The organism is Lysobacter sp. BMK333-48F3 (assembly GCF_019733395.1).
In the GTDB taxonomy this organism is placed as follows: Bacteria; Pseudomonadota; Gammaproteobacteria; order Xanthomonadales; family Xanthomonadaceae; genus Lysobacter.
This window is the reverse complement of record NZ_JAIHOO010000001.1, coordinates 2,193,124-2,214,823: the sequence shown is the minus strand read 5'-3', so window position 1 is coordinate 2,214,823 and position 21,700 is coordinate 2,193,124. Positions and strand designations below refer to the sequence as shown.

At 64.4% G+C, this 21,700-nt stretch carries 22 protein-coding genes; 4 read left to right on the top strand and 18 right to left on the bottom strand.

Going from position 1 to position 21,700, the window contains the following annotated elements; all coding sequences use genetic code 11:
* Positions 1–204: 204 nt before the first annotated feature.
* The 6 genes from K4L06_RS09340 to K4L06_RS09315 all read right to left on the bottom strand — a co-directional run bounded on the left by K4L06_RS09340 (position 205) and on the right by K4L06_RS09315 (position 5,976).
* Complete coding sequence (locus tag K4L06_RS09340; RefSeq protein WP_221671131.1) at positions 205–1,428, bottom strand: MFS transporter; 1,224 nt, start codon at positions 1,426–1,428, stop codon at positions 205–207.
* A gap of 139 nt (positions 1,429–1,567) precedes the next feature.
* The gene (locus tag K4L06_RS09335; protein WP_221671130.1) at positions 1,568–2,146 is read right to left on the bottom strand and encodes a dihydrofolate reductase family protein; all 579 of its coding nucleotides are present in this window, start codon (positions 2,144–2,146) and stop codon (positions 1,568–1,570) included.
* Positions 2,147–2,567: 421 nt separating this feature from the next.
* Complete coding sequence (locus K4L06_RS09330; protein ID WP_221671129.1) at positions 2,568–3,140, bottom strand: relaxation protein; 573 nt, start codon at positions 3,138–3,140, stop codon at positions 2,568–2,570.
* Positions 3,141–3,219: 79 nt separating this feature from the next.
* Positions 3,220–4,509 carry a lipase gene (locus K4L06_RS09325; RefSeq protein ID WP_221671128.1) on the bottom strand — a complete coding sequence of 430 codons (1,290 nt, stop codon included), beginning with the start codon at positions 4,507–4,509 and terminating at the stop codon, positions 3,220–3,222.
* The gene (locus K4L06_RS09320; RefSeq protein ID WP_221671127.1) at positions 4,506–5,087 is read right to left on the bottom strand and encodes a hypothetical protein; all 582 of its coding nucleotides are present in this window, start codon (positions 5,085–5,087) and stop codon (positions 4,506–4,508) included. The genes K4L06_RS09325 and K4L06_RS09320 overlap by 4 nt, the downstream gene beginning before the upstream one ends.
* A 265-nt stretch (positions 5,088–5,352) precedes the next feature.
* Positions 5,353–5,976: a hypothetical protein gene (locus K4L06_RS09315; protein WP_221671126.1), complete on the bottom strand. Its 624-nt coding sequence runs from the start codon at positions 5,974–5,976 to the stop codon at positions 5,353–5,355.
* 602 nt (positions 5,977–6,578) lie between these two features.
* On the opposite strand from K4L06_RS09315, the gene K4L06_RS09310 reads away from it, so the two are divergent.
* The gene (locus K4L06_RS09310) at positions 6,579–8,291 is read left to right on the top strand and encodes a M91 family zinc metallopeptidase (RefSeq protein WP_221671125.1); all 1,713 of its coding nucleotides are present in this window, start codon (positions 6,579–6,581) and stop codon (positions 8,289–8,291) included.
* A gap of 80 nt (positions 8,292–8,371) precedes the next feature.
* The gene (locus tag K4L06_RS09305) at positions 8,372–9,061 is read left to right on the top strand and encodes a hypothetical protein (protein ID WP_221671124.1); all 690 of its coding nucleotides are present in this window, start codon (positions 8,372–8,374) and stop codon (positions 9,059–9,061) included.
* Between the two features lie 72 nt (positions 9,062–9,133).
* Here the strand turns inward: K4L06_RS09305 and K4L06_RS09300 are convergent, their stop codons facing one another.
* The 4 genes from K4L06_RS09300 to K4L06_RS09285 all read right to left on the bottom strand — a co-directional run bounded on the left by K4L06_RS09300 (position 9,134) and on the right by K4L06_RS09285 (position 11,275).
* Positions 9,134–9,391 carry a hypothetical protein gene (locus K4L06_RS09300; protein ID WP_221671123.1) on the bottom strand — a complete coding sequence of 86 codons (258 nt, stop codon included), beginning with the start codon at positions 9,389–9,391 and terminating at the stop codon, positions 9,134–9,136.
* A gap of 147 nt (positions 9,392–9,538) precedes the next feature.
* Positions 9,539–10,132 (bottom strand): hypothetical protein, encoded by a 594-nt coding sequence (locus tag K4L06_RS09295; RefSeq protein WP_221671122.1) that lies wholly within the window; start codon positions 10,130–10,132, stop codon positions 9,539–9,541.
* A gap of 73 nt (positions 10,133–10,205) precedes the next feature.
* Positions 10,206–10,790: a lysozyme inhibitor LprI family protein gene (locus tag K4L06_RS09290; protein ID WP_221671121.1), complete on the bottom strand. Its 585-nt coding sequence runs from the start codon at positions 10,788–10,790 to the stop codon at positions 10,206–10,208.
* A gap of 140 nt (positions 10,791–10,930) precedes the next feature.
* Positions 10,931–11,275 (bottom strand): hypothetical protein, encoded by a 345-nt coding sequence (locus K4L06_RS09285; RefSeq protein WP_221671120.1) that lies wholly within the window; start codon positions 11,273–11,275, stop codon positions 10,931–10,933.
* Positions 11,276–11,860: 585 nt separating this feature from the next.
* Here K4L06_RS09285 and K4L06_RS09280 point away from each other — a divergent pair.
* Positions 11,861–12,823, top strand: coding sequence for an alpha/beta hydrolase (locus K4L06_RS09280; protein WP_221671119.1), 963 nt, complete (start codon positions 11,861–11,863; stop codon positions 12,821–12,823).
* A 268-nt stretch (positions 12,824–13,091) separates the two neighbouring features.
* On the opposite strand, the gene K4L06_RS09275 is transcribed toward K4L06_RS09280, so the two are convergent.
* The 6 genes from K4L06_RS09275 to K4L06_RS09250 all read right to left on the bottom strand — a co-directional run bounded on the left by K4L06_RS09275 (position 13,092) and on the right by K4L06_RS09250 (position 18,421).
* Entirely contained in the window at positions 13,092–13,478 is a 387-nt protein-coding gene (locus K4L06_RS09275) for a hypothetical protein (protein WP_221671118.1), read from the bottom strand.
* Positions 13,479–13,976: 498 nt separating this feature from the next.
* Entirely contained in the window at positions 13,977–14,219 is a 243-nt protein-coding gene (locus K4L06_RS09270) for a hypothetical protein (RefSeq protein WP_221671117.1), read from the bottom strand.
* A gap of 272 nt (positions 14,220–14,491) precedes the next feature.
* A complete protein-coding gene (locus tag K4L06_RS09265; protein WP_221671116.1) occupies positions 14,492–16,288 on the bottom strand; it encodes an XVIPCD domain-containing protein in 1,797 nt (598 codons plus the stop codon).
* A gap of 1 nt (position 16,289) precedes the next feature.
* Positions 16,290–16,823 carry a hypothetical protein gene (locus K4L06_RS09260; protein ID WP_221671115.1) on the bottom strand — a complete coding sequence of 178 codons (534 nt, stop codon included), beginning with the start codon at positions 16,821–16,823 and terminating at the stop codon, positions 16,290–16,292.
* A gap of 282 nt (positions 16,824–17,105) precedes the next feature.
* Entirely contained in the window at positions 17,106–17,639 is a 534-nt protein-coding gene (locus tag K4L06_RS09255; protein ID WP_221671114.1) for a lysozyme inhibitor LprI family protein, read from the bottom strand.
* Between the two features lie 143 nt (positions 17,640–17,782).
* Entirely contained in the window at positions 17,783–18,421 is a 639-nt protein-coding gene (locus K4L06_RS09250; protein WP_221671113.1) for a hypothetical protein, read from the bottom strand.
* A 279-nt stretch (positions 18,422–18,700) separates the two neighbouring features.
* Between K4L06_RS09250 and K4L06_RS09245 the strand changes: the two genes are divergently transcribed.
* Positions 18,701–19,249 carry a hypothetical protein gene (locus tag K4L06_RS09245; protein ID WP_221671112.1) on the top strand — a complete coding sequence of 183 codons (549 nt, stop codon included), beginning with the start codon at positions 18,701–18,703 and terminating at the stop codon, positions 19,247–19,249.
* 285 nt (positions 19,250–19,534) lie between these two features.
* Here K4L06_RS09245 and K4L06_RS09240 read toward each other — a convergent pair whose 3' ends face one another.
* Positions 19,535–19,888 (bottom strand): helix-turn-helix transcriptional regulator, encoded by a 354-nt coding sequence (locus K4L06_RS09240; RefSeq protein ID WP_221671111.1) that lies wholly within the window; start codon positions 19,886–19,888, stop codon positions 19,535–19,537.
* A gap of 117 nt (positions 19,889–20,005) precedes the next feature.
* Positions 20,006–21,700, bottom strand: a complete 1,695-nt coding sequence (locus tag K4L06_RS09235) for a DUF262 domain-containing protein (RefSeq protein WP_221671110.1) — start codon at positions 21,698–21,700, stop codon at positions 20,006–20,008.

Below are 21,700 nucleotides of genomic sequence, written 5' to 3'. Positions count from 1 at the left end.
CCCGGTCGAAGCCCGGCCCCATGAGCGCTGTCGTTCGAAATATCCCAGACAACCCGGCTTCGGATACCAACGTGGTATTCCGCCGCATTAGCTGTCGCGGCTCACGCCGCTCCTACATAAGCGTCCCTTGTAGGAGCGGCGTGAGCCGCGACTACCGCAGCGGTGTACGCAAGCGCCCCTGCCGAAGCCAGGCGGAGCTCGATCTCACCCCGCCTCGCCCGAACCTTCCAGCGCCGCCGTCTCCGACGCGCGCAGGTCCGCGCGCGCCCAGGCGTAGATCGCCAGGCCGCCGAGCGCGGTCAGCGCGCCGACCACGCCGGTCGAGGTCCAGCCGTAACCGGCGGTGATCGCCATGCCGCCCAGCCAGGGGCCGAGCGCGTTGGCCATGTTGAAGGCCGAGTGGTTGGACGCGGCCGCCAGGGTCTGCGCTTCGGCGGCGACGTCCATCAGATGCGCCTGCAGCACCGTCGCCAGCGCGCCCATCGTGCCCACCGCCAGCACCGCCGGCAGCACGGTCCAGACCGAGCGCGCGGCCAGCGGGAACAGCAGCAGGATCAGCACCGACCACACCAGCACCAGCGCCGCGCCGCGGAACTGGAAGCGGTCGAACAACCAGCCGCCGCCGAGGGTGCCGAGGATGCCGCCGATGCCGAACGCGATCAGGCCGAACGGTATGAAGGACTCGCGCACGCCGGTGACGTGGACCAGGGTCGGCGCCAGATAGCTGAAAACGCAGAACATGCCGGCGAAGCCGATCGCGCCGATGCCCAGCGCCAGCCACACCGGCTTGCGGTTGAAATCGCGCAGCTCGCGCATCGCATCCGGGCGCGGCGCGTTCATGCCGCGCGGCAGCGCCTGCGCGGTCATCGCCACCGTCGCCAGCGCGATCAGCGACACCAGGGCGAAGGCCCAGCGCCAGCCGAAGGCCTGGCCGAGCCAGGTCGCCAGCGGATTGCCGATCAGCAAGGCCACCGACAGCCCCAACATCACCCGCCCGACCGCGGTGCCGCGCTGCTCGGGCGGGCTGATCCGCGCCGCCACCAGCGCAGCGATGCCGAAGTAGGCGCCGTGCGGCAGGCCGGCGACGAAGCGCGCCAGCATCAGGCTCAGGTAGCCCGGCGCCAGCGCGCTGGCGAGGTTGCCGACCGCGTAGAAGCCCATCAACGCCAGCAGCAGGCTGCGTCGCGACAGGCGCCCGCCGAGCAAGGCCAGCGCCGGCGCGCCGACCACCACGCCCAGCGCATAGGCGCTGATGACGTGGCCGACCTGCGGTTCGGTCACCGCCATCGCGCGGGCGATCTCGGTGATCAGGCCCATCACCACGAACTCGCTGGTGCCGATGGCGAAACCGCCCATGGCCAGGGCGAACAGGATCAGGGCCACCCGGCGCGGCGGCAGCGGGACGGAGGCAGGGAGGGGGGCGCTCATGGGGCCATTATTGTGCATTGCAGCAACGTGGACTGTGCGTGATCGGGCGCGACGCCCCGCCCGCTCGGCCGGGCCTTCAGCGGCCCGGCCTTCAGCGGCCCAGCCGTCAACGACCTGGGCTTCGCGCGCCGATAGCGGCTCAGCGGCTCAGCGTGTACGACAACCGCGCCAGCCCGTCGCCCAAGGGCACCGCTTCCGTCAGCCGCAACCGGCGCTGCCCCTCCAGCCCCTGAAACAACGGCTTGCCCGCGCCCAGCAGCACCGGGTGCACGACCAAGCACAACTCGTCGACCAGGTCGGCGTTGAGCAGGCTGGCGATAAAGGCGGCGCCACCGACGGCGTGCAGGTCGCGGCCGGGCTGGGTCTTGAGCGCACGCAGCTCGTCCAGCTCGCGCACGATCCGGGTGTGGGCCCAGCCGACCGAGGTCAGGGTGCGCGACAACACCACGTGCGGGGTGGTCGCGGCGATGCGCGCGTAGTCGATCTCGAACGGCAGGGCGGGCCGGTCGACGAAGGGCAGCACCGCGTCGGGGTCGGCCTGGATCGCGCTCCAATAGGCCTCGTAGGCCGGGTACATGCGTGCGCCGAGCAGGAAGGTGTCGACCCGGTCGAGCAGACCGAAGCGGTCCTCCCAACTGTCGATCCAGTCCAGTTCGCCCTGCGGGCCCTCGATGTAGCCGTCCAGTGACAGTTGCAAGGCGGCGATGATCTTGCGCATGGCGGGCTCCCGGGGAATGAGGCCGCGCCGGGGATCGGCGCGGTTCTTCTCATCGACGAATGGGGAGCTGCGGTTTCGACGGCGTTGTGGTGCCGGTGGGCGACGGAGTTGCGAGCGGTCGGCGACTGGCCGATGCGGGGCTGTGCGGGCTGCGAGACAGACGATACGGCGCGTGCGGCAGGGCCGCATGAAGTCCGGGCCGCGCGCGAAGGGGCGCCGGGAGTATCCGGGCTTCGGACGCGGCGCTAACGTCGACCGCTTCGGTGGTCGCGGCTTACGCCGCTCCTACATGAGCTCTTGTAGGAGCGGCGTAAGCCGCGACCGCGAAATCGCAACTACTGCGAATTCCACCGAGGGGCCGGTGTCGCATCCGCCAACGGACTCATCGCAACAGCGGCATCGGCGATGCCGGCGGCGCCGCCTACTGCCGCGCCTGCACCGGCCGGTACCGCTTGTCGTCGCCGTAGGGCTTGGCCTTCATGTCGACGTTCGCGCACAGGCGCCCGCCGCACAGGGTCACGTCGGCCTGGTTGTAGGCGCGCAACAGGTCGGCGGTGATCCGGTTTTGGTTGATGTCGGCGCGGTACTGCCACAGCAGCCAGCCGCCGCCGGCCAACAGCAGCAATACGCTACCCAGCGCCGCGCCGACCACCTTCCACACCAGCTGCTTGTGCAGCCATTCCATGCGCTTGATCTGCGCGGCCAGGCCTTGCGAGCCCTCCTGCAGCAGGGCGCCGGCCTCTTGCAGGCGCTTTTCGTAAGCGCCGACCGGCTGCGACAAGCCGCCCTCGACCTTGCCGATCACCGCGCCCGGCAGATTGCGCAGGCTTTCGTCGGCGGATTGGCGCACTACGCCCGGCACCTGCTGCGCCAGATGCTGCAGTTGCTGATACACCGCGCGCTGCTGTTTCTCGATTTCCTCGCAGCGGCGTTCGAACTGCTCCATCAAGACCGCGGTCTTGCTGATCAGCGCCATCAACTCGTCCTGTTGCATGCCAGCGCTCTCCAAAGCGGCCTCGTGCCGAACGGATATTCTAGGGAACCCAGCGCGCGCTGCACGCCGGCGACGCCGGTCAAACCATGCGCGGACCCTGGCGGCTCGGCGCGGCCTGCTCGTTGGCCTGCTGCTGCATCGCCTGTTGGGCCAGGGCCTGTTCCTGGCGATCGACTGTCGCCACCGCATCGTTGCGCAACTCGCGGCCCGGCGTGGCCGCCGCGGCCTGCTGGGTCATCTGCCGGAACGCATCGCGGTCGCCGTTCTGCGAGGCGGCCAGCATGCGGTCGACGAAGGCCGAGGGGTTGTCGTCGAGCGAACTGGTCGCGCGCATCGGGAAGCCGGGGCTCACGGTCGGCGTCTTGCCCGGATGGATGTAGTCCTGCAGACCCGGGCCATAAGGCGCCGGTTGCCACGGCGAGGCATTGCGGTCCGGCCGCGCCGGCGCCTCGTGACGTTGCTCCTTGCGCCCCGGCTCGCCCGGCTTGGCCGGCCCGCGGATCTCGTCGATCAGGTCGCCGGCCCGGCCGAGCGGATCGCGGAAGGTGTTGGTGATGCCGCGGCGCAGGTTCTCGATGTCGTTGCGGTACTTGTCGATCATCGGGTCGTACTGCTGCGCCAGGCGTTGCGCCTGCGGGTCGCCGAGCACTGAACGGTCCGGCATCTTTTTGGCGTCGATGTTGAGAAAGTTATTCATGCTATGCGACGTTCCGACCATTTCCTTCGCGGCCGGCACCGACGCCCGCGCATCGAACAGGGTGTTACGGTTGTTCTCGTAACCGTGGTCCTGCATCGCCTTGATTTCCTGCGCGGTGGCGTAGACCTTGACCTGGCCGTAGTGATCACTGGCCGCGCTGACCGGGTCGCCGGCCATGACATGGTTGGTAACGCGGTTGCCGCCCTCGGGGATGCGGTAACCCAGGCTGACCGCACCGTAGGCATTGAAGGTTTCGCCGCGCAGGTCGTAGTGATGGGCGGTGATTTGCGCCAGGGTGCCGCCAAGGGAGTGGCCGGTTACGCTGACTTCGCGCACCGGCGGATCTTCGGCGCCGAGCTTTCGCGCTTCGTTGATCGCATCGCGGGTCAGCGCGATCGCATCCTTGGCTTGGGCGTTGGTGCGCGCCAGGGCCATGCCGGCGTCGGTAAGGCCATCCTTGAACGGCTCCCGATCGAACTCGGTGCCGCGATGGGCAACGATGATCTCGCCCGTATCCACCCGCTGATAAATCGTGCCCTGATACCCGGATGGTTTGTCGACGTGTTTGAGCGCTTTGTACTCCACGCCGTCGAGCTCGAACTCTCTACCTATGGGGCGCACCTTGTAAGAGTCGCTGGCGAGCGCGGCGTACTGCTGGCTGTTGAGGCTCATGGCGTCCCTGCCTTTGGTGTCAGAGTGATGGTGAACAGTTGGTCTTGCAGGTCAGGCCTGAACCTACTGCGATCCACGTTGCCGAAATTGGGGATATCGGAAGGTTCGCTGCCCGGGTATGCGGTGTCGGTGTAAAAATTGGTACGCGCCTTCTCCGCCCGCATCTCGCTGCCTTTCAAGTTGGCGACATAGCGGGTATCCGTTTCGGCGCCGGTGGCTCTCAACATTGCGTTCAGATTCGTCAGCTGCCAGTGGCACACACCTCGCCCGAGATAGTCTTCGTCGAGCATTGCATCGGCATAGACTGTGCCAACGTATGTATCGTCGTCGACCTTGGCGTACTGGATCGGCAGGCTGTACGAGGGTGTCATCGGCACGCCGGCAATGGGATCCGGAGTGTAGACACAGTCCAGCGCCTCGTAATCGACATATCCCTCGATCGCGGTAAGCGGCCCCGGCGCATCCGCCACCTTCAGCTCGATCCGGTACGCCTGCTTCGGCGCCGGGTTGCGTTTGTACTTGGCTTCCAGCTCGGCCGTCGACGGCGCGGAGTCGGAGGTGGGGGTTTCGGCGTTCATGGTGGCCTCGGGGGCGCTACAGGCGGAAGTACTCATCGCCAGCAGAAGGCAAAAGCTGCGAAACACACCGCGCATCGATGCCTCCATGGCAAGACGGTTATGGAACGTGGAGCGTCGGCGGTCAGCGCGCGACGATCCGGCTCGGATCTCTTACGGCAGAGCTTACGGCAGGTACGAAACGCCAACAACGGCAACCAAAAGTAGCGGTGCACAGATTGCTTCGAAATCGGCCATCCTCACCAAATAAGCACTCGTAGCCCGATACTCATCGCGTCGCGACCTGCGCCGTCATGGTGATTGCGAACAGTTGATTCTGGAACTCCGGCTTGAACCAATCACGGCTCTGATTTCCGGGATCCGACCACCCGTCCGGATCGTCGCCAGGGTATCCATCCATGAGGTAGTAGTTGGTTTGCGACTTCCGTGCGATCACCTCGTCGCCAGACAAGTTGACGACGTAGCCGGTATCGGTCTTGGCGCCGGTCGCCTTGAGCCAGGCGTTCACGCTCTGTAATTCCCAGTGGCAGACGCCCTCACCTAGCTGGTAATCCTCGTCCAGCATCGCATCGAAGTAGACCGTCGCGATGAAAGTCGCATCGTCTATCTTGGTGAGCTGCATCGGCAGCGACTGCATGAGGCGCCTGCGCACGCCCATGATCGCACTGGGCGTGTAGCTGCAATTGGGGGCTTCGTAGCGGACGAACCCTTCCCCCGCGGCAAACGGCCCCGGCGCATCCGCCAACTTCAGCTCGATACGGTACGCCAGCTTCGGCACCGGGTTGCGCTGGTACTTGGCCGCCAACTCGTCAATCGATGGAAAAGAGGAATCGGTACAAGCGCAAACGCCCAACACCGACAACCAACACAAATAGCGAAACACACCGCGCATCCATGCCTCCCTGGCAAGCCATCGCAATACGCCGGAACCACCGGCGAATGCCGGGCGAACCGGCCTGAGCCCAAGGCTGAGCCCTTGGATTCGAGCCTACGCCAAGTTGGAAACGCCGACAACGGCAACCAAAAGTTGCGTCCATTCGGCACACAACGCCGCTGCGGAACCACACCCGCCTCGCATCGCGACGGTAGTGACATCGCCCCGGCAACGACACCGCCCCCTACCCGCCCGTCCCCAGCCCGACGACTGCAGCGACACCGAACAGAACGCCCGTATCAGCGCAGCGGCCGAAACATGAACAAACGCCCTGGAAATTCCGCCCCACCGTGGCCGGACCGCGCGACCCAGCCCGTTCCTGTGACTGCGCTCCCGATTTCGCGGCCACCGGCCGCAGCGGAGCGCGGCTTCGCCGACCGGCGGGGCGGCCGCAGGCACGGGCGGGGGACGACCCGGGTTCCTACGCCGCCGCCACCCGCCCTATAGTCGGCACACCACGTCGCCCGCAGCGGGCGGCCCATCAGGACGCGCGGCAGGAACACGGCTGCGCCGCGCGCGCCTTCCACCGTCAGCCACTGCAACGCCAAGGAGAGCGCTTTATGGCCGGCCCCACCCCGATCGTCATCAACGGCGGCACCGTTCCGCCCGGCAGCCCCGCCGCCGACACCTCGCGCAGCACGCCCGACGGCAAGGGCATCACCTCGCAGGAACTGTTCCGCCAGGGCGACATCGTCATCAGCCGCGAGCAGGTCACCGGCGGCGACCAGTTCGCCGACACCCTGGTCATCAACGGCGGCGCCGGCGACGACAACGTGCGGGTCAGCCAGCGCGCCAACGGCGTCCTCGACGTCAACATCAACGGCCAGCCGTTCGAGATCACCCTCGCCGCCCAGCAACAGCTCGGCGTGCGCGGCGGCGACGGCAACGACGTCATCCACGCCGCCTCCAACGTGCGCGTCAACATGGACGTTCAGGGCGGCGACGGCAACGACACCATCACCACCGGGCGCGGCCGCGATCGCGTCGACGGCGGCGCCGGCAACGACGTCATCAACACCGGCCGCGGCCGCGACGACGTGTTCGGCAACACCGGCAACGACACCATCGACGCCGGCGAAGGCAACGACGTGGTCTACGGCGGCGACGGCGACGACATCCTGCGCGGCGGTCAGGGCCGCGATTACCTCGAAGGCGGCCGCGGCGCCGATACACTGGAAGGCGGCCAGGGCAACGACATCCTGTCCGGCGGCCAGGACAACGACATCCTGCGCGGCGGCCAAGGCAACGACCGCGTCTACACCGGCGCCGGCGCCGACACCGTCGACAACCGCGCCGGCCGCGACACCGTCTACGGCCAGAGCGGCGAAGACACCGTCACCGCCGTCCGCGGCGCGCGCAACAACCAAGTCGAAGTCGACATGAGCACCAACGTCGGCGCCAGTGTCACCGTCGCCGCCGGCTCGTCGGACGCGTTCCGCCAGCGCGTCGAGGCCGACCTGGACATGCTGCGCTCGTCCAACAACGGCCGCGAGATGCTGTCGGAACTGGACCGCAACGCCAACCCCGGCGTCGGCACCGGCCACAGCGTCAGCATCACCGAGCTGGGCAACGAGATGAACGGCTTCGCCGGCCCCTCGCTGACCAACGACGCCTTCCTCCAGACCGACCCGACCACCGGCGTCACCACGCGCGGCGCCGGCATGGATTCGGTGATCAGCTACAACCCCTCGTTCCACAGCGACTTCTTCGAAACCCCGACCGTGGTCCTGCACCACGAGATGTCGCACGCCTACAACATCACCGGCGGCACCCTGCAGCAGGGCGTGTACAGCGGCACCGGCCCGGACTCGGGCAGCGTGCGCAACTTCGAACGCCAGGCGGTGGGCCTGGACAACAGCGGCGTCGCCTTCGACTTCGACCACAACGCGGCCACGCCGAACACCAAGACCAACCCCGCCAACCTGACCGAAAACGGCATGCGCGACGAGATGGGCCTGGCGCGCCGGCAGAACTACAGCGTCGACGCCACCAGCGCCTTCTCCGCCCCGGGCAACCCCAGCGCGACCGGCGCCGGCGGCAACGGTGGGCACAACCACAACCACGCCCACCTGGACGCGTTGTTGCAGGCGATGGAATCCGGCGACCGCAACGCCGCACGCGAAGCCACCCGCAACCTCGCCGGGCAAGCCGCCGGCCAGGAACTGCGCCACGAGGCCGCGCACGCTGCCGACCGCCAGGAGCAGGCCGCCCAGGCGCAAGCCCAGCCGACCCAGGCCGAGCCGACCCAAAGCGCCGGCGGCATGCGCCGCTGAGCGCACGCGCCGGCCTTCGCGCCGGCGCGACACGCTACCGCCCACCTTTGAATCGACAGTCCCATGCCGAGAGCCGCTAGATGACCGCGACCCGCACCACCGCCGCCCGCACCCGACGCGCGATCACCGCCGCCGCCGTGCTGACCGCCCTGACCGCCGCGGCCTGCGCGCATGGCCTACCGCATCCTGCAGAAGAAACCCCAATGAACGCCCAACCCGCATCCACCGCCGCCACCGCCGACACCCGCCTGCGCGTGCAGGACGGCCAGGACGTGAGCCTGCACGCCGAGTTCCAGTACACCGCCGCCAGCAACACCCTGCTGGTGCGCTACCGCCTGCGCAACGGCAGCGCCGACCGCGCCCTGGCCGTGTTCGACCGCGGCAGCTACGGCGACCGCGCCGGCGCCGTCTACAACCCCGGCCCGATCGGCGCGCCGCGGGTGGAAACCCGCGACGGCGGCACCGTGCTGCTGCACGCCCCCGCGCCGGCCTCCGCCGCCAGCCCGATGGACCCGCTCGGCAACGCCGGCCTGGCGGTCGAAGTCAAAGCCGGCGCCGAACACGCCGACCAGTTCGTCCACCGCTTCGGCGACCAGACCCCGCAGCGCGTGCGCTGGTGCGTGGCGGTGGCCCCGTTCGACGAGAAGCAGTTGCGCATGCCGACCAAGACCAGCCACGGCACGATCTGGGCCGCCGGCGAAGGCGGCGTCGCGGTGCAGCAGGTGTGCACGCCCTGGTTCGACGTGGGGGCGGGGAAGTTCGTCGAGTAAGCCGGGCGAAGGCCTGGACTCGGAGACGGGCCGCGCAAGCGGCCCGTTTTCATTCATGACCTGGGTTTGCGGTCAGTCGCCGTTCGCGCCGGCACCGCCACAGCCGCAGAAGGAAGGCCCTTGGGCCTCGACGCCCTGGCCCGGGTCCGGATCGTGCGGGGACACCTCCGGTCGAGCTTCGCTCGCGTCCAGTTGAGCCATTCGGACGCACAGCACCGCCGCCACCACGGGCACCAGCCAGATGAAGAGGATCTGGAGCAGCCGCTGCGCTGAAGAATAGGACGGGCTGCGGATCACCGTGATGGTGGCGATCAGGTTCAGTACGCCCAAGATCCCAAGTACTGCCGTTTGCCACTGCATGGCGTCACCCCACCGGCGGTTGGCGGCACTGTGTGCCGCACGCCGGTGCAGGTCAATCGCCGGAAAGTACTAGTCATCGTTCTGTCATCCATTGCGGCCAGCGATACCTGGCGACAGCTACAGGTTACGCCGCCCCTGTCGCCCCGAAGCACGCCGACGGACCAGCAACGATACGTGGCCCCAACTCGTATCTTGCACTTCCACCAAAATCGCAGCGTCCGCTTCAGGCATCAGCACGATATCGGTGGCGATGCCCCGCTCCTGCAGCACGGCTTGCGCCGCGGCCAAGGCGCGCCGCGTCCCGGTCAACCAGTTGCGGCCGGCCGGAGACAGCAGATAGCCGATGTCCAACAACGAACAAGCCAGCTGCCGATGCAGATGCATCGCCGCCTGCTTGTCGTCCGCATCGCAGCCAGGCACCAGCAGGTAATGGCGGCCGTCGGCGACTTCGAGGTCGTGCAGATCCTCGACGCAGTCCGGCCAATGCTGTGCGCTGCCCACCAGGCTCAAGCGGCCGGTGACGGTGTGCACCAGGTAAGCGCTCACCCCGACCAGCATGTCGCTGAACTCGCCATGCAGCACCCAGGCTTCAGAGTTGGCTTCGATCACCCAGTAGTCGCCGCGCGGCGAGAGCTCGCAGCCGTAGATCGCCAGGGGAATATGCTCGGCCGTGGTCAGGACGATCTGGCGGGCTTGTTCTTCCGTGATCATGGCTTGCGCTGTCCCTGAGCTCCGCTAGCCGGCCGCCTGGTTCGCTCTACACGATACGACCGCAGCACCGGACTCACTTCGCCCCGGTTTCCCGCAGCAGCGAGGCCTTGCGGGCCTCCAAAGCCTCGATCCGCGCTTGCGTCCGCCCGACCCGGCAGGCCTCGGTCAATCCGGGCGCCTCGCGCCGGGCCATGCCCTGGACGAAGGGCTCGAGCTCGCACTCGGCGTCGCGCGCGGCCGCCCAGGCCTGCTCGTCCGCGCGCAGGTAGGCCGACAGATCGTCGACATAGGCCGGGTCGTTGCCGGCATAGCTGGCGTACTTCGCCCGCAGCAGGTTCATCAGCGAGCGCGCCGCGCTCAGCCGCCGCGCCTCCAGGCGGTGCATGTCGCGGTACGGCGCGCAGGCGTACAGCCGGATGCGCTCGCACTCGGCGATGCGGCTGTCGGACCAGCGCGCGAAGCAGGCTTCGCGCTGCTGGGTGTCGCCCATGGCCAGGCAGTCGGGGTCGGTATCGGCGGGACCGGACGCGTTCTCTACCGCCTGGACGCTCGGCACCGACAAGACGGCCAGCGCCAGGGCGATCGCAGCGCCCCGCCAGCGCCCACGCGCCACGTGGTTGATCGGCCTGTAACCGTGCGTTCGTATCGGTTCTTGCATCGTCGTCCTTGCGTGACGGGTTCCCGGGGCGGCCAGGCACCCGCGGCCGCCGTCCCGATTGTAGGCTCAGCTCGCCGACAATCGACACCGCGACTCGGACACAGCTGTCGACCGTTCGCCGTCCCGGACCGCCTACGCCGTCAGTAACGATGCAGCCTTGCCTTTTCGAACTCGGCGGCGTCGACCTTCTCGACCGAGGTGACGGCGCAACGCCGCGAAGGGCTAGCCACTTCGCTGCCTTGCGGGCACATCAGGTGCTCATCGCCGCCGGTCACGACGCGCAGATGGCGCGCGCTGGCCACGTCGCTGCACTCCTTGGCCAGGTGCAACAGGTATCGCTCATCCCCGTGCTTGATCAGTACGGCGCCGCGCGCCCTCGCCATCTGCGAGGTCGAGTTCAACTTCGTGCATTCGGCCGGCTGGGCCGAAGCCACGGGATTGGCGCCCAGCAGGATGCATAGCAGTGCGGCGTACGGACGGGACATGCGGATTCCTCGGTGTGCAGTGAACACAAAGGATTCCGAGAGACGGAAAAGCGTCGCACTGGCGGCCGTAGAAGTCGGACGCGGTTAAGCATCCACTGGTGCCAGTTGGCTCAGCGACCCGCGCGGATGTCGGCGCAAAACGCGGCGCATGCTTTGCGATCTGCACAAACCCCATACGAAGTCTCACGCCGCAATCGCGACGCACCGCGCGATGCGGGTGTGCGACAGCCCGGAGAACGCGCCCGCACGGCCGTTAGCGTTCGTGCGCGTTGGTTAGTTTCGGTGATTCTTTCGCATTACTCCGAAGTCCGATTACGCCGTCTCGGAATCGAATCCGAAGGAGGCGTATATCCACTGCACCCGCCGCAAGCCGAGTCGACCAGGCAGCGGCGGCGGACCCGCACGCTCACCTTGTCGCTGCCGCCGTTGCCTGGCGGCTCGGGCGCGATCGCCCGGACGGCGCGCGTGAGCGCCCCTCATGCGGGTTGCAGTCGCGACAAGCCGGACCCGCTCCAGATCCACGCGCCAAGATCCACGCGTACAGATCCACGCGCATTCCCCCAATGCCCATCGCGGAGAACCTTCATGGCCGTCAAGTCCGAAGACAAATTCGTAGAACTCGAAGACGTCAAGCTGTGCTACCGGGTCGAAGGCGACCCGTCGAACCCGCCCGTGCTGTTGATCATGGGCCTGAATTCCCAGCTGATCCATTGGCCGCAGGCGCTGGTGGACAAGCTGAAAGAGGATCACTACGTGATCCGCTTCGATAACCGCGACAGCGGCCTGACCACCTGGCGGACGGGGGAACCGCCGGCCGACGGCTATCGCCTGGCGGACATGGCCAAAGACACCGTGCAGCTGATCGAGCACCTGGGCATCGACCGGCCCGACGTCATCGGCGCCTCGATGGGCGGCATGATCGCGCAACGGCTGGTGATCGACCATCCGACCTACGCGCGCAGCCTGTGCTCGATCATGAGCACCACCGGCAGCATCCTGGTCGGCCAACCGCAACCCGGCGTGATCGAAGAACTGCTGAAGCAGCCGCCGAGCGACCGCGAAGGCATCATCAACCACACCGTGGCGCTGTTCAACCTGATCGGCTCCAAGACCCACGCCGCCAGTGAAGCCGGACGCCGCCGCGCGCTGGCCGAAGCCGCCTACGACCGCTCGACCGCTCCGGACGGCACCCCGCTCCACCCAGGCGGCGGCGCCCGCCAGATCGGCGCGATCCTGCTCGCCGGCAACCGCACCAAGGATCTCAACGCCCTGACCCTGCCGACGTTGGTCATCCACGGCAACGAAGACGCGCTGATCAACGTCTCCGGCGGCCGCGCCACCCGCGACGCCGTCCCCGGCGCGCAATGGATCGGCGACCCGCAGAACGGCGTCGTCGGCATGGGCCACGACCTGCCGCAGCCCCTGCTCGAAACCATCACCACCGGCATCCTCAACCACCTCAAGGCCGCGGCCACCGCGACCTGGACGCCCGGCATCGCGGACCGCGCCAACGGCGGCACCCGGCCGGTGACGACGCGGCCTTCGTGATCGAAGCCGGCAGCGGCCATCGCTGCGATCGGTAGTGGTGCGATGGATGGGGGCGCCGGGGGCGTCCCCATCCTGGCGATGGCTGGTGCCGAATGCCGATAAACCAGCCGCGATGCAAGAAGGTACGGCAACAGATCCCAGATGCTGAGAAGCTCTTTGGGATAGACCACATCTGCGCCGACTAGAAAGCGCAACGAGAAGCGGGGCGCCGAAGCACCCCGCCTATCCCAGGCCTAGGCCGGGTTGTATCAACGCCCTTCTGCCCCCCCTAGCGAGGCTTCGTCACAATCATTGGACAACTTGCGGAAAAACGGGACCGCTGCGGAATCAACACCACGCCGGGCGCACCATAGAAGCGAGGCTGCACAGTCGACCGAGACTCGATTGAGAAGTGAACAATGATGTCGCCTTCACGGTTGAACTTCTCGAAATCTCGAACGAGATCTCCAAAAAGTATACCGTCGCTGGCGACCTCGCCCGGCTGCACTGATACGTCTCGCATGTGATCTGAAACTGGAGCATGCGCCTGCAAACGAGTCACTTTTCCGTCTTTCGCCAGAAGTGCGTTGACTCTCAAGGCATACCGATTGTTCCAGGGGAGATGGCCTTCGGAGAAACTCAGCGTCCGGCCGGTTGTATTACGGAACGCCAGCATCAACCGCTCGGGCTGAGCGCATGACGTGTAAAACCCAACTGCGATGGCGCTTCCTCGTCGATCGCCACTTGAGTCCGATGCAACGACGGCGAGCGGCATCGCAAGCGAGGCCGTAACAACTAAAGACTTAGCGAGGCTAATTATAGGTGCCATTATAGATTTCCACGAGATCGCGATTGATTATGGCGTGAATTCTCTCGACAACTTGCTTCAGACAGAACTTGTCACACTTTCCGGCGCGAATCTTTCGTTCTAAGCACCGCAACTCAACCGCATGGCTATATAGCGCCGAAACCTGCAACCCGCGCCAACGGCGGCACCCGGCCAGTGAGACCCGGCCTTCGTGATCGAAGTCGGCAGCGGCGATCGCTGCTGTCGGTAGTGGTGCAATGGATGGGGGCGCCGGGGCGTCCCCATCCTTGTGTCAGCGAGTTGTCGGATGCTGTCCCGCGGCGTCTTTAGCGCAGCGGCGACGTGCCGCCCTACCGAAGCGTCGCGCTAATCGTCGTCCGGACAATCGTCCTTGCCATGATCCTTATCCGCGTCGCTACCCGCGGACACCAGCACGACATAAGGCTCCGTCATGTACGGCGACCTGAACCACGCCAGCGTCTGCCCGGACCGCTGCAGGTGGCCCGCCTCCTGGCCATAGTTCGGACAGGCGTAGCGCGGGTTTTTATCGGCCTGGGTGCAGAACCGGAGATAGGCGGCCGCCGCGTACTTGACCTTGCAGGTTGCCATTCCAGCCACGCACGCGGGTGCCATCGGCCCAAGTTCCCGTCAGGTTGGCGCCTTGCTGGGTGATCTCCATGTTGACGAAGTGGCCGAAACGGCAGGAGCTGGAGTAGCCCCAGTCGCCGGCAAAATCGGTGCTTCTGGGAGTGTGCGCGCACGATGCAAGCAGGCATGCCAGTGCGGCGATACCCATCCTGGGCGACAAGGAGCCCCAACGACTCAACGCATCATCCTCTTGCCGACTTAGCGAGAACGCACCGGAGCTTGCCACGTTCCGATCAGCGCCCCATCCCGAAGCCACGCGACTGCTGCTCATCCTGTGGCTGCTGTTGCGCCTGTAAAGCCGGTGCCTGCTGCATGGCCCGGTCGTTCAGCGCCTCAACCTTAGCGAACGAGGCGATTTCCGGGGTGCGCGTGGCCTCTTCGGTCTTCATATGCGCGCGGACGTGGGCCGGATCGTCCAGCCGACCTTGCACCACGAAGACGTTTTCGCCGGCGGCAACGCGATCGGTACGGGCGCTGAATACGACGTGGTCGACGCGGGTCAAGCCGGCCTCTTTGGACAGGGCCAGCAGGCTAGCGGTGAGGCGTTCGCTGGTCTGATCCCACTGGCGGCCGTGTTGCTGGTCCTGGGCGCGGACCAAATCGCGGATTTGTCCGTACAACTGGTGGTCCGGGTGCGATGGCTGCGTTGGATCACCTGGCTTGTTGGCAACGGGTGCGCCCTCGACCACCGGTTCGAGCGGAACATGTTGGTTCAGGTTGGCCCCGCTGCGCGTATGATCGAAATGGCGCAGCGAAGCCGGAGTCTGGCTAGTGTCGTAGTACGGCTGCCGCTCCTCCGATCTGACCTTGATGGCCAAACCCAGTCGCTCGATCAGGCGCTCGTCCAGGCGTAGTTGCGCCATGTTGATATGCATCTGCGGCTCGACGCCATTGACCGCATGCGCAAACGTCCTGTCCAGGGTGATGGCACGCGAGACGGCGCCTTTGCCCGCGTAATTGATGTTGTCCGCTTCGCGATGCGGCCCGATTGTCGCGGTTTGGTCCACGGGCACACCGGCGTGGCCTTTCGGGAACTTGTCGAAGTAGTACTTTCCGGCGGCAGCCACGTTGCTTGGTGTTTCCGACAGCATCATGTCGGTGCCCAGCACAAAACCCTGCTTCGGAACGGCCTGCCCCTTCGTCACGTCGTACTCGACGAAGTCATGAGCACGTTTACTGGCTCGATACATATCGTCAAGACCGACTGGACCGGCCTGTTGGTGCTTGCTTACCAGCGCGTTCCAACCGGCCAACTGCGCTTTCGCCTCGTTTTCCCGCGCTGCCTGGATACGCTCGCCAATTGGAACGGTGTAGTCGTTGATCGGATTGGAGTCCTTGGCGATTCGCATGACGTCGTTATCGAACTTCGTCAAAGCCTTCGTAAAGTCCGCATGCGCAAACCCGTGGCCGACCTCGTGGGCGACGGTAAACGTCAGGTTGTCGCGGTCCACCCGTCCATTTGGGCCCGGCTGCAAGATCACCGCAGGAACCGTCAAGGTTCTGCTGACGCCGTCGTAGCCGCCGCCCAGGCCGGACTCGACCGAGGTGATCGCGAAATGCTTGAGATGCGGCTCGGGTCGCACCGTTGACGCAAGTTTCACTTGTTGCGCCAGCACTGGCGAATCATTCATGGCCTGCTGAAAGTTGTTCAGCATGTCCTGAGTGATCAGTTGCCGCGCCCCCGTAGCATCCTGATACGTCCCGTGCGCGAACTCGATCGACATCGCTTGAACCCGCAGGCTCGCCCCCAGATCGGAGCGCGGGACCGAACCGGATTGGAAGTCCGATGCCGGCAAAGTGACCATACCGGTTGCGAGGTCGTATCGGCCGACCAGATTCGGCGCGCCACTAGAAGAAGGCGAGTCGAAGCCTTTCAGCTGCCCCGCCTGGGCCGCAGCGTTCAACCTTGCGAGCAAGTCCTGGTCGGTGGCGATAGTCGACTGCAGTTGCGCCACCTGATCCGCGGTTACGCCCTGCTGCGCCGCGAAACGTTGGATGGCCGCTTGCAGTTTGGCGTTTTCCAGGGCCATGTCACTTCACCCCGTGAACCGAAATCGACTCCACGCAGAGATGCATCTGTTCGGCCTGGGTCGATCGGGCCTGCTCACGATAGCCCACCGACACGTCGAGTTCGCCACGGTAGAAGTGGTATTCCAGCACGTTGCCGTGCATGTCGCGGGTAGGCGTCATCGCGAAGCCCATCCGCTTGAGCGCCGCCGCATAGCCATCAAAGTCCAAGCCACAAACCGGAGCCATGTCCGCAGTGGGGTCAGCCGGGTTGTTGAATTCCAGGCTGGCGGTCTTCCACCCCGCCGCGGGACTCTGGTAGTACTCCAGTCCGTAGTACCAGCCGGACGCAGGCTCGTGCAGAGTGAACGAGTACACCTTCCCGGCTGGAGCGAACTTCAAGGGCAAGCCGGTTTTTCCGGCGACGTAGTCCGGCGTCAATTCATCGACGGTCTTGAGCCCGTCAACCAGTTTCAGAAAGCGCCGCCCCATCTCCTCGGGGGTGATGTCCGGATAGTCGCTGGCAAGGCTTGGCTTGAAGGCATCGGTCGAGCTCATGACAGTGGACTCCGAAGATGCAGCCGCCGACGGTTGCGACGGGGCGCTGGCGCAGGCAGACAGGGCTATGCAGGCGGTGGACAAGCCGCCGAGCACGATCCGTTTAGGTAGGCGCAACCGCGGGTTGCGCAGGCGTTCTATTTCATCCATGACTGTCATAGGGTCACGCTTCGGGGTGAGTGGAGCGTACGTCAGTTTTTGCGAGCAAGACAATGCGTGATCCATGTTTTCTTGGCACGTCCGAAACGCATGCGCGCGCATCTCGCGCCCCTGAATTCACGGTTATGTCTCCTTGGGGAAAAACAGCCCTCTCAGCTGACCGATACGCGCCTGGGTACGCTCGGCGCGGCAGGACTCGGTCAGGTTTTCTGCCTCGCGCCGCGACATGCCTTGTGCGAGCGGCTCCAGCAGGCAATCCGCGTCGCGAAACACGGACCAGGCTTGGGCAGACTTTCCCAGGTAGTCGGCCAGATCGTCCAGATAGGCCGGATCGCCGTCTACATACGATGCGAACCGCTTCCGCACGCTAGCCAGTGCCTCGCGTTGCAAAGCCGCTAGCTCCTGGTCCAGGCGATACATGTCTCGGTAGGGCTCGCAGGCCAGAAACCGCATGCGCTCGCATTCGTCGATCTCTTCGTCTGGCATCCTGGAGAAGCACAGCTCTCGCGCCTTGATATCGCTGGCGGAGAAACAGTCCTCGACCGCGACCGTCGGCGGCGGTTCCACCGCGGGAGGACGAGCTGCAGTTGCGCAACCACATGCCAGCGACAAGGCGATAACCAGCCCTCCATGCTTGTGCAGTCTGAACTCTGACATGCCTGACTCGCTCCTGTTGAAGATGCTACGCAACGGCCACTTAGAATCCCACGGGTACCGCATTCTTCCCCAACGCATCAATCGCGACTACGCGATACTCGCTGTTGCGCTCATGGCACACTTTCTGCCGCAGCCGTCAACCATCAGCCTTTCGCCTGAATGGTCAGTACTTCCACGCATGAATCTAATCCGATCGGACTGGGCATACTGTGTTGGCTCGGCACGACACGCACGCGCACATCGTTTCGACTGAAGATGTGTTCTAGCGTGCGGCCGATCTCATCGACGTCGGTGGTCATGCCATAGCCCAGTACTTTCAGACGCTCCGCAACCGCGGTGGCCCCCAGTGCGCAAGGAAATGCGTTCCCCTTCGCTGGCTTGTCAGGCGCCTCGTATCGTATTTCGACGAAGCGCCGCCCATCCTTGTCGCGGTAGATGACGTTGTAGAATCCATCCTCCTTGGCCAGCTCCACGGCGAAGGCGTATACCTTCCCGGCCGGGGCGTATTTGAGCGGCATTCGGGTTCGCTCGATCACGTGTTCCAACGAAAGCTCGTCCATCGACCCGAGTCCTTCGATCAGATTCAGCACCCGTCGCCCGGCTTCCTCGGCTGTCAGTTCGGGATACTCGCTCGCCTGGCTGATCTTGTACGTATCGGCCGACACCGGACCTAGGCTATCCCTCGCTTTCTTGTCATCTTGGATGAGCGCTCTGGCTCCTGCCGTCATCGAACACAGCAATAGCGCAACGACGCTACCGCATAGAAACGTCAAGGATTTCATGAGCCGGCGGCCAACGCGGCGCCGGGGAGCAATAGCATCCCTAACCATGTCGCGACCACTACCCAATTGGCTCCGCGCATCGCACGCTCCTTATGCCTGCCGCCGTTGCCTGTATCCGCTTCCAGGCTCAAGGCGTGGTCGCATTCTGCCCCAACGTCGCGTCCTCGGCTACGCGATACCCGCAGTTGCGGTTAGGCGTCGATATCACACACTAAACCTCGACTTCTACGTCATCTCTTCCCGTCCTGCCCGACTCGGCACTAGCCTGATCGCTCAGCCATGGAGATGACGATGAAGACGTCTAGATACCGTCTGGCAATGTGCTTCGTCCCGCTGCTGCTAGTCGCTTGCGCCACGTCAGCCGGCCGCCCGCCGTCGCCTGAAGCCAATGCCGGCGACCGGATAGAGGATTTCTTCACTCTGCCGCTGACCGACGGCCCGGACGGCTTCGACCGGCTGGACCTTGCACTACAACGGCGCCTCTCCGTTCCCGCCTCTGCTTCGGCCATGGATCGCACGGCGCAGCAAGCATCAGTAACGCTGCAGGACGGACATGTAGTGCAGCGCTACCTGCGGCTGGAAGACGGGCGCCACCTGATGGCCGAGTTCGCCACGATGCCCTGCGTACCGGTGCAACTCGCGGTATCGCTGACGCAGCCCGATCCGTCCCAGCTCGACTACTACCGGCGCACAGGTATCTACCTGGCGACCGGGCGCGGGATGTCGGTGACGTTCTCAGTGGACGCGGCCAGGCCCGAGTGCGTGGGGTCGGTTGAGATTGCCGAGATACCGGGCGCACACAGCCGCGACCGCGCGTCTCAGGGCTGAGGTGGGTTGTCGTCGGTGACGATGCCCTCGCCCGCACACTCCGAACACACCTCGAAGGCTGCCCAGTGCTTGGCCCCGTCGGAGTACTCGACGCACACGTCACCTACACCGCGGCAGCGCCGGCACCAACGCAAGCCATACAGGACGGTCGCGTCCCCTACACGGGCTGCCGCGCGGAACAAGCGCTTGCGGATCTCTTGTTTGAGTGAACTGGACTCGCTCATTTTCCGCTTTGCCTGCCCAAACCTGCCGCTTGCTGATCGGACAGCTTAGCGCTCGCAGCCCTTAAGGCTGAGGACGGTCAGCTCCTGCCTGCGCCAGCCGGGCCTTGAGGTCGGCCACGGCCTTGCGCTGCTCGGACTTTGACAGCAGGCCCAGGGTCAGGATGGCCTCGGCCAGCACGTCGGTGTCGGCGTAGAGGAAGGCGAGCGGGACGCCCAGCGACTGCGCGATGCGGCGCGCGGTGGCCAGATCGGCGTCGTGGACGCCCTTTTCGTAGCGGTTGATGCGGACCGCGGCCGTTTCTTGCGGCAACCCCACAGACATGCCCAGCTCCTTCTGAGTGAGCCCGGCATCTTCCCTGGCTGCTTTCAGCCGCTGCGCAAAGATGGAGCGGGCGTCTACTTCGGTCTGGGCCATGCGCAAAGGATGGCTTCAAACCTCCGGAGCGTAAATTACGTTAAACGTAATAACGTGTCTACCTTATGACCCTATGACATGGACTGCATAGGGATCTCTTCGCAGCACGCGATGAGCTCAAAAATCATCCGCATCAACGGGAGGTAATGCCGGCGTTCTCGATGCCGGAGGTGTAACAGATACTTTCTTCATAAACTCGACCTCCAAATCAATCATCGCATGCATGCGACGCTGCAAGAATTCGTTATTGTTATTCTCACGCAGGAGATCAAATGCATCCAGAGGAATGCAATGGCTCAATAAGACAGCCCCTCTAATCTCATCTGCTAAATTGAGTACCCAGTTCTTCGCTTGTCCAGCCCCCTCGAGATACACATCAATTATACGATTCGCGGGACCAGTCCTGAGTTCAGAGTCACTTACGGTTGCACAAAGTGTATTCATAGCTTCCGGCCCCCGATTTAGCAGCAACTCGCCAGCACCCACAGCCCCCAAGGGCTTTCCATCTGGCCTAAGGGGATTCATGCCGAAGAGTACGCAAAGTAGGGCGCGCACCCGAGCGCTACGCAAATCGAATCGACTTGGCGTAGGAAGTGCATGCTGCGCTATATCCATATTTTCGAGTACTAAAGGTGCAGGATCTTTGGAGATACGATCTCGAAATTCATCAACAAGACGCCTAACACGAGCAGGGTTACCTGACCCAAACCACCCTGCAAATGATGACGACCAAAACCAACGAACTAACAACGCCACCTGCTCTTCCGTTGGCTTCTCGCATCGACCGTAAAATGCAGAGAGTGCCACCAACTGCATACTATAAGGGAGCATCCGCTCGTTATACACGCCCACGCTAGCAAGGAACTTACGCGCGAGATCCAGCCCTTTCTGGGCCTCATCAATCGCCTGCGGCAGCCCACCTCTCACATCGTCCTTAACCTGATCACCCAATCTAGTCCAATCCGTTCGATACATATCTAAATTAGCGGCAGTCAGCACGGCTCTCAGCAAGACATTGCGATCGACGGCACCGAAGCCGGATCGCACCATTTCCGCCTGCAAACCATCAATTTCCACCGCCAGATGAAATGGACTAGCAGCATTTTCTGTATACGTAAGCGCTGAAAACATCTCATCCTGACCGATGCTCCTACCTTTCTTATTCAATCGAGAAAAGCTCTCAACGGCCACACTGAGATTATTCGTTTTTATTTCAACCAGAGGAATTCGATATCCCTGAATAGCGCGAGCCACCTCCTGGGCCTTATTTACCCAATCAAAGACATCATCACGAGCCGCCTCTGATTTCAGCATTATTTCAACTTGGGCAAATAGTTTCACGGTATCCAGCAGCGTAGACACCGGAATATAATAAATGGGCGGCACTTCCCCAGCCGCCGCATGACTGAACCCACTTGATTTGGCATCAAAATATAAGACCCAACGCCCCGGGTCTTGATCGCCACTTGCGTCCCATTGCGCCTCATCAGCCAGCAGCACCCCAACAAGAGTGGTCAGCCTTTGTTGACCATCCAAAACAAGAAGAACTTCACCTTCGTGCTTCGGGAGAAACAAGGGACCAATGTTTTCCCTACTATTTGGCACGGGCTGCGCGCCCCAGAGAAACAGAGTTCCTATCGGGTACTGTCGAACGACAGAATCGAACAGGTCTACGATATCTTGACGCCGCCAGACATATTCGCGCTGAAACCTAGGCACACGAAGTCGACCTTCTTTTGCTCTTTTTAGCAGGTCAACCAAGTGAACCACTTGCGGCGTGATTTCCGGCACCTGACTGCTGACATCATTCAT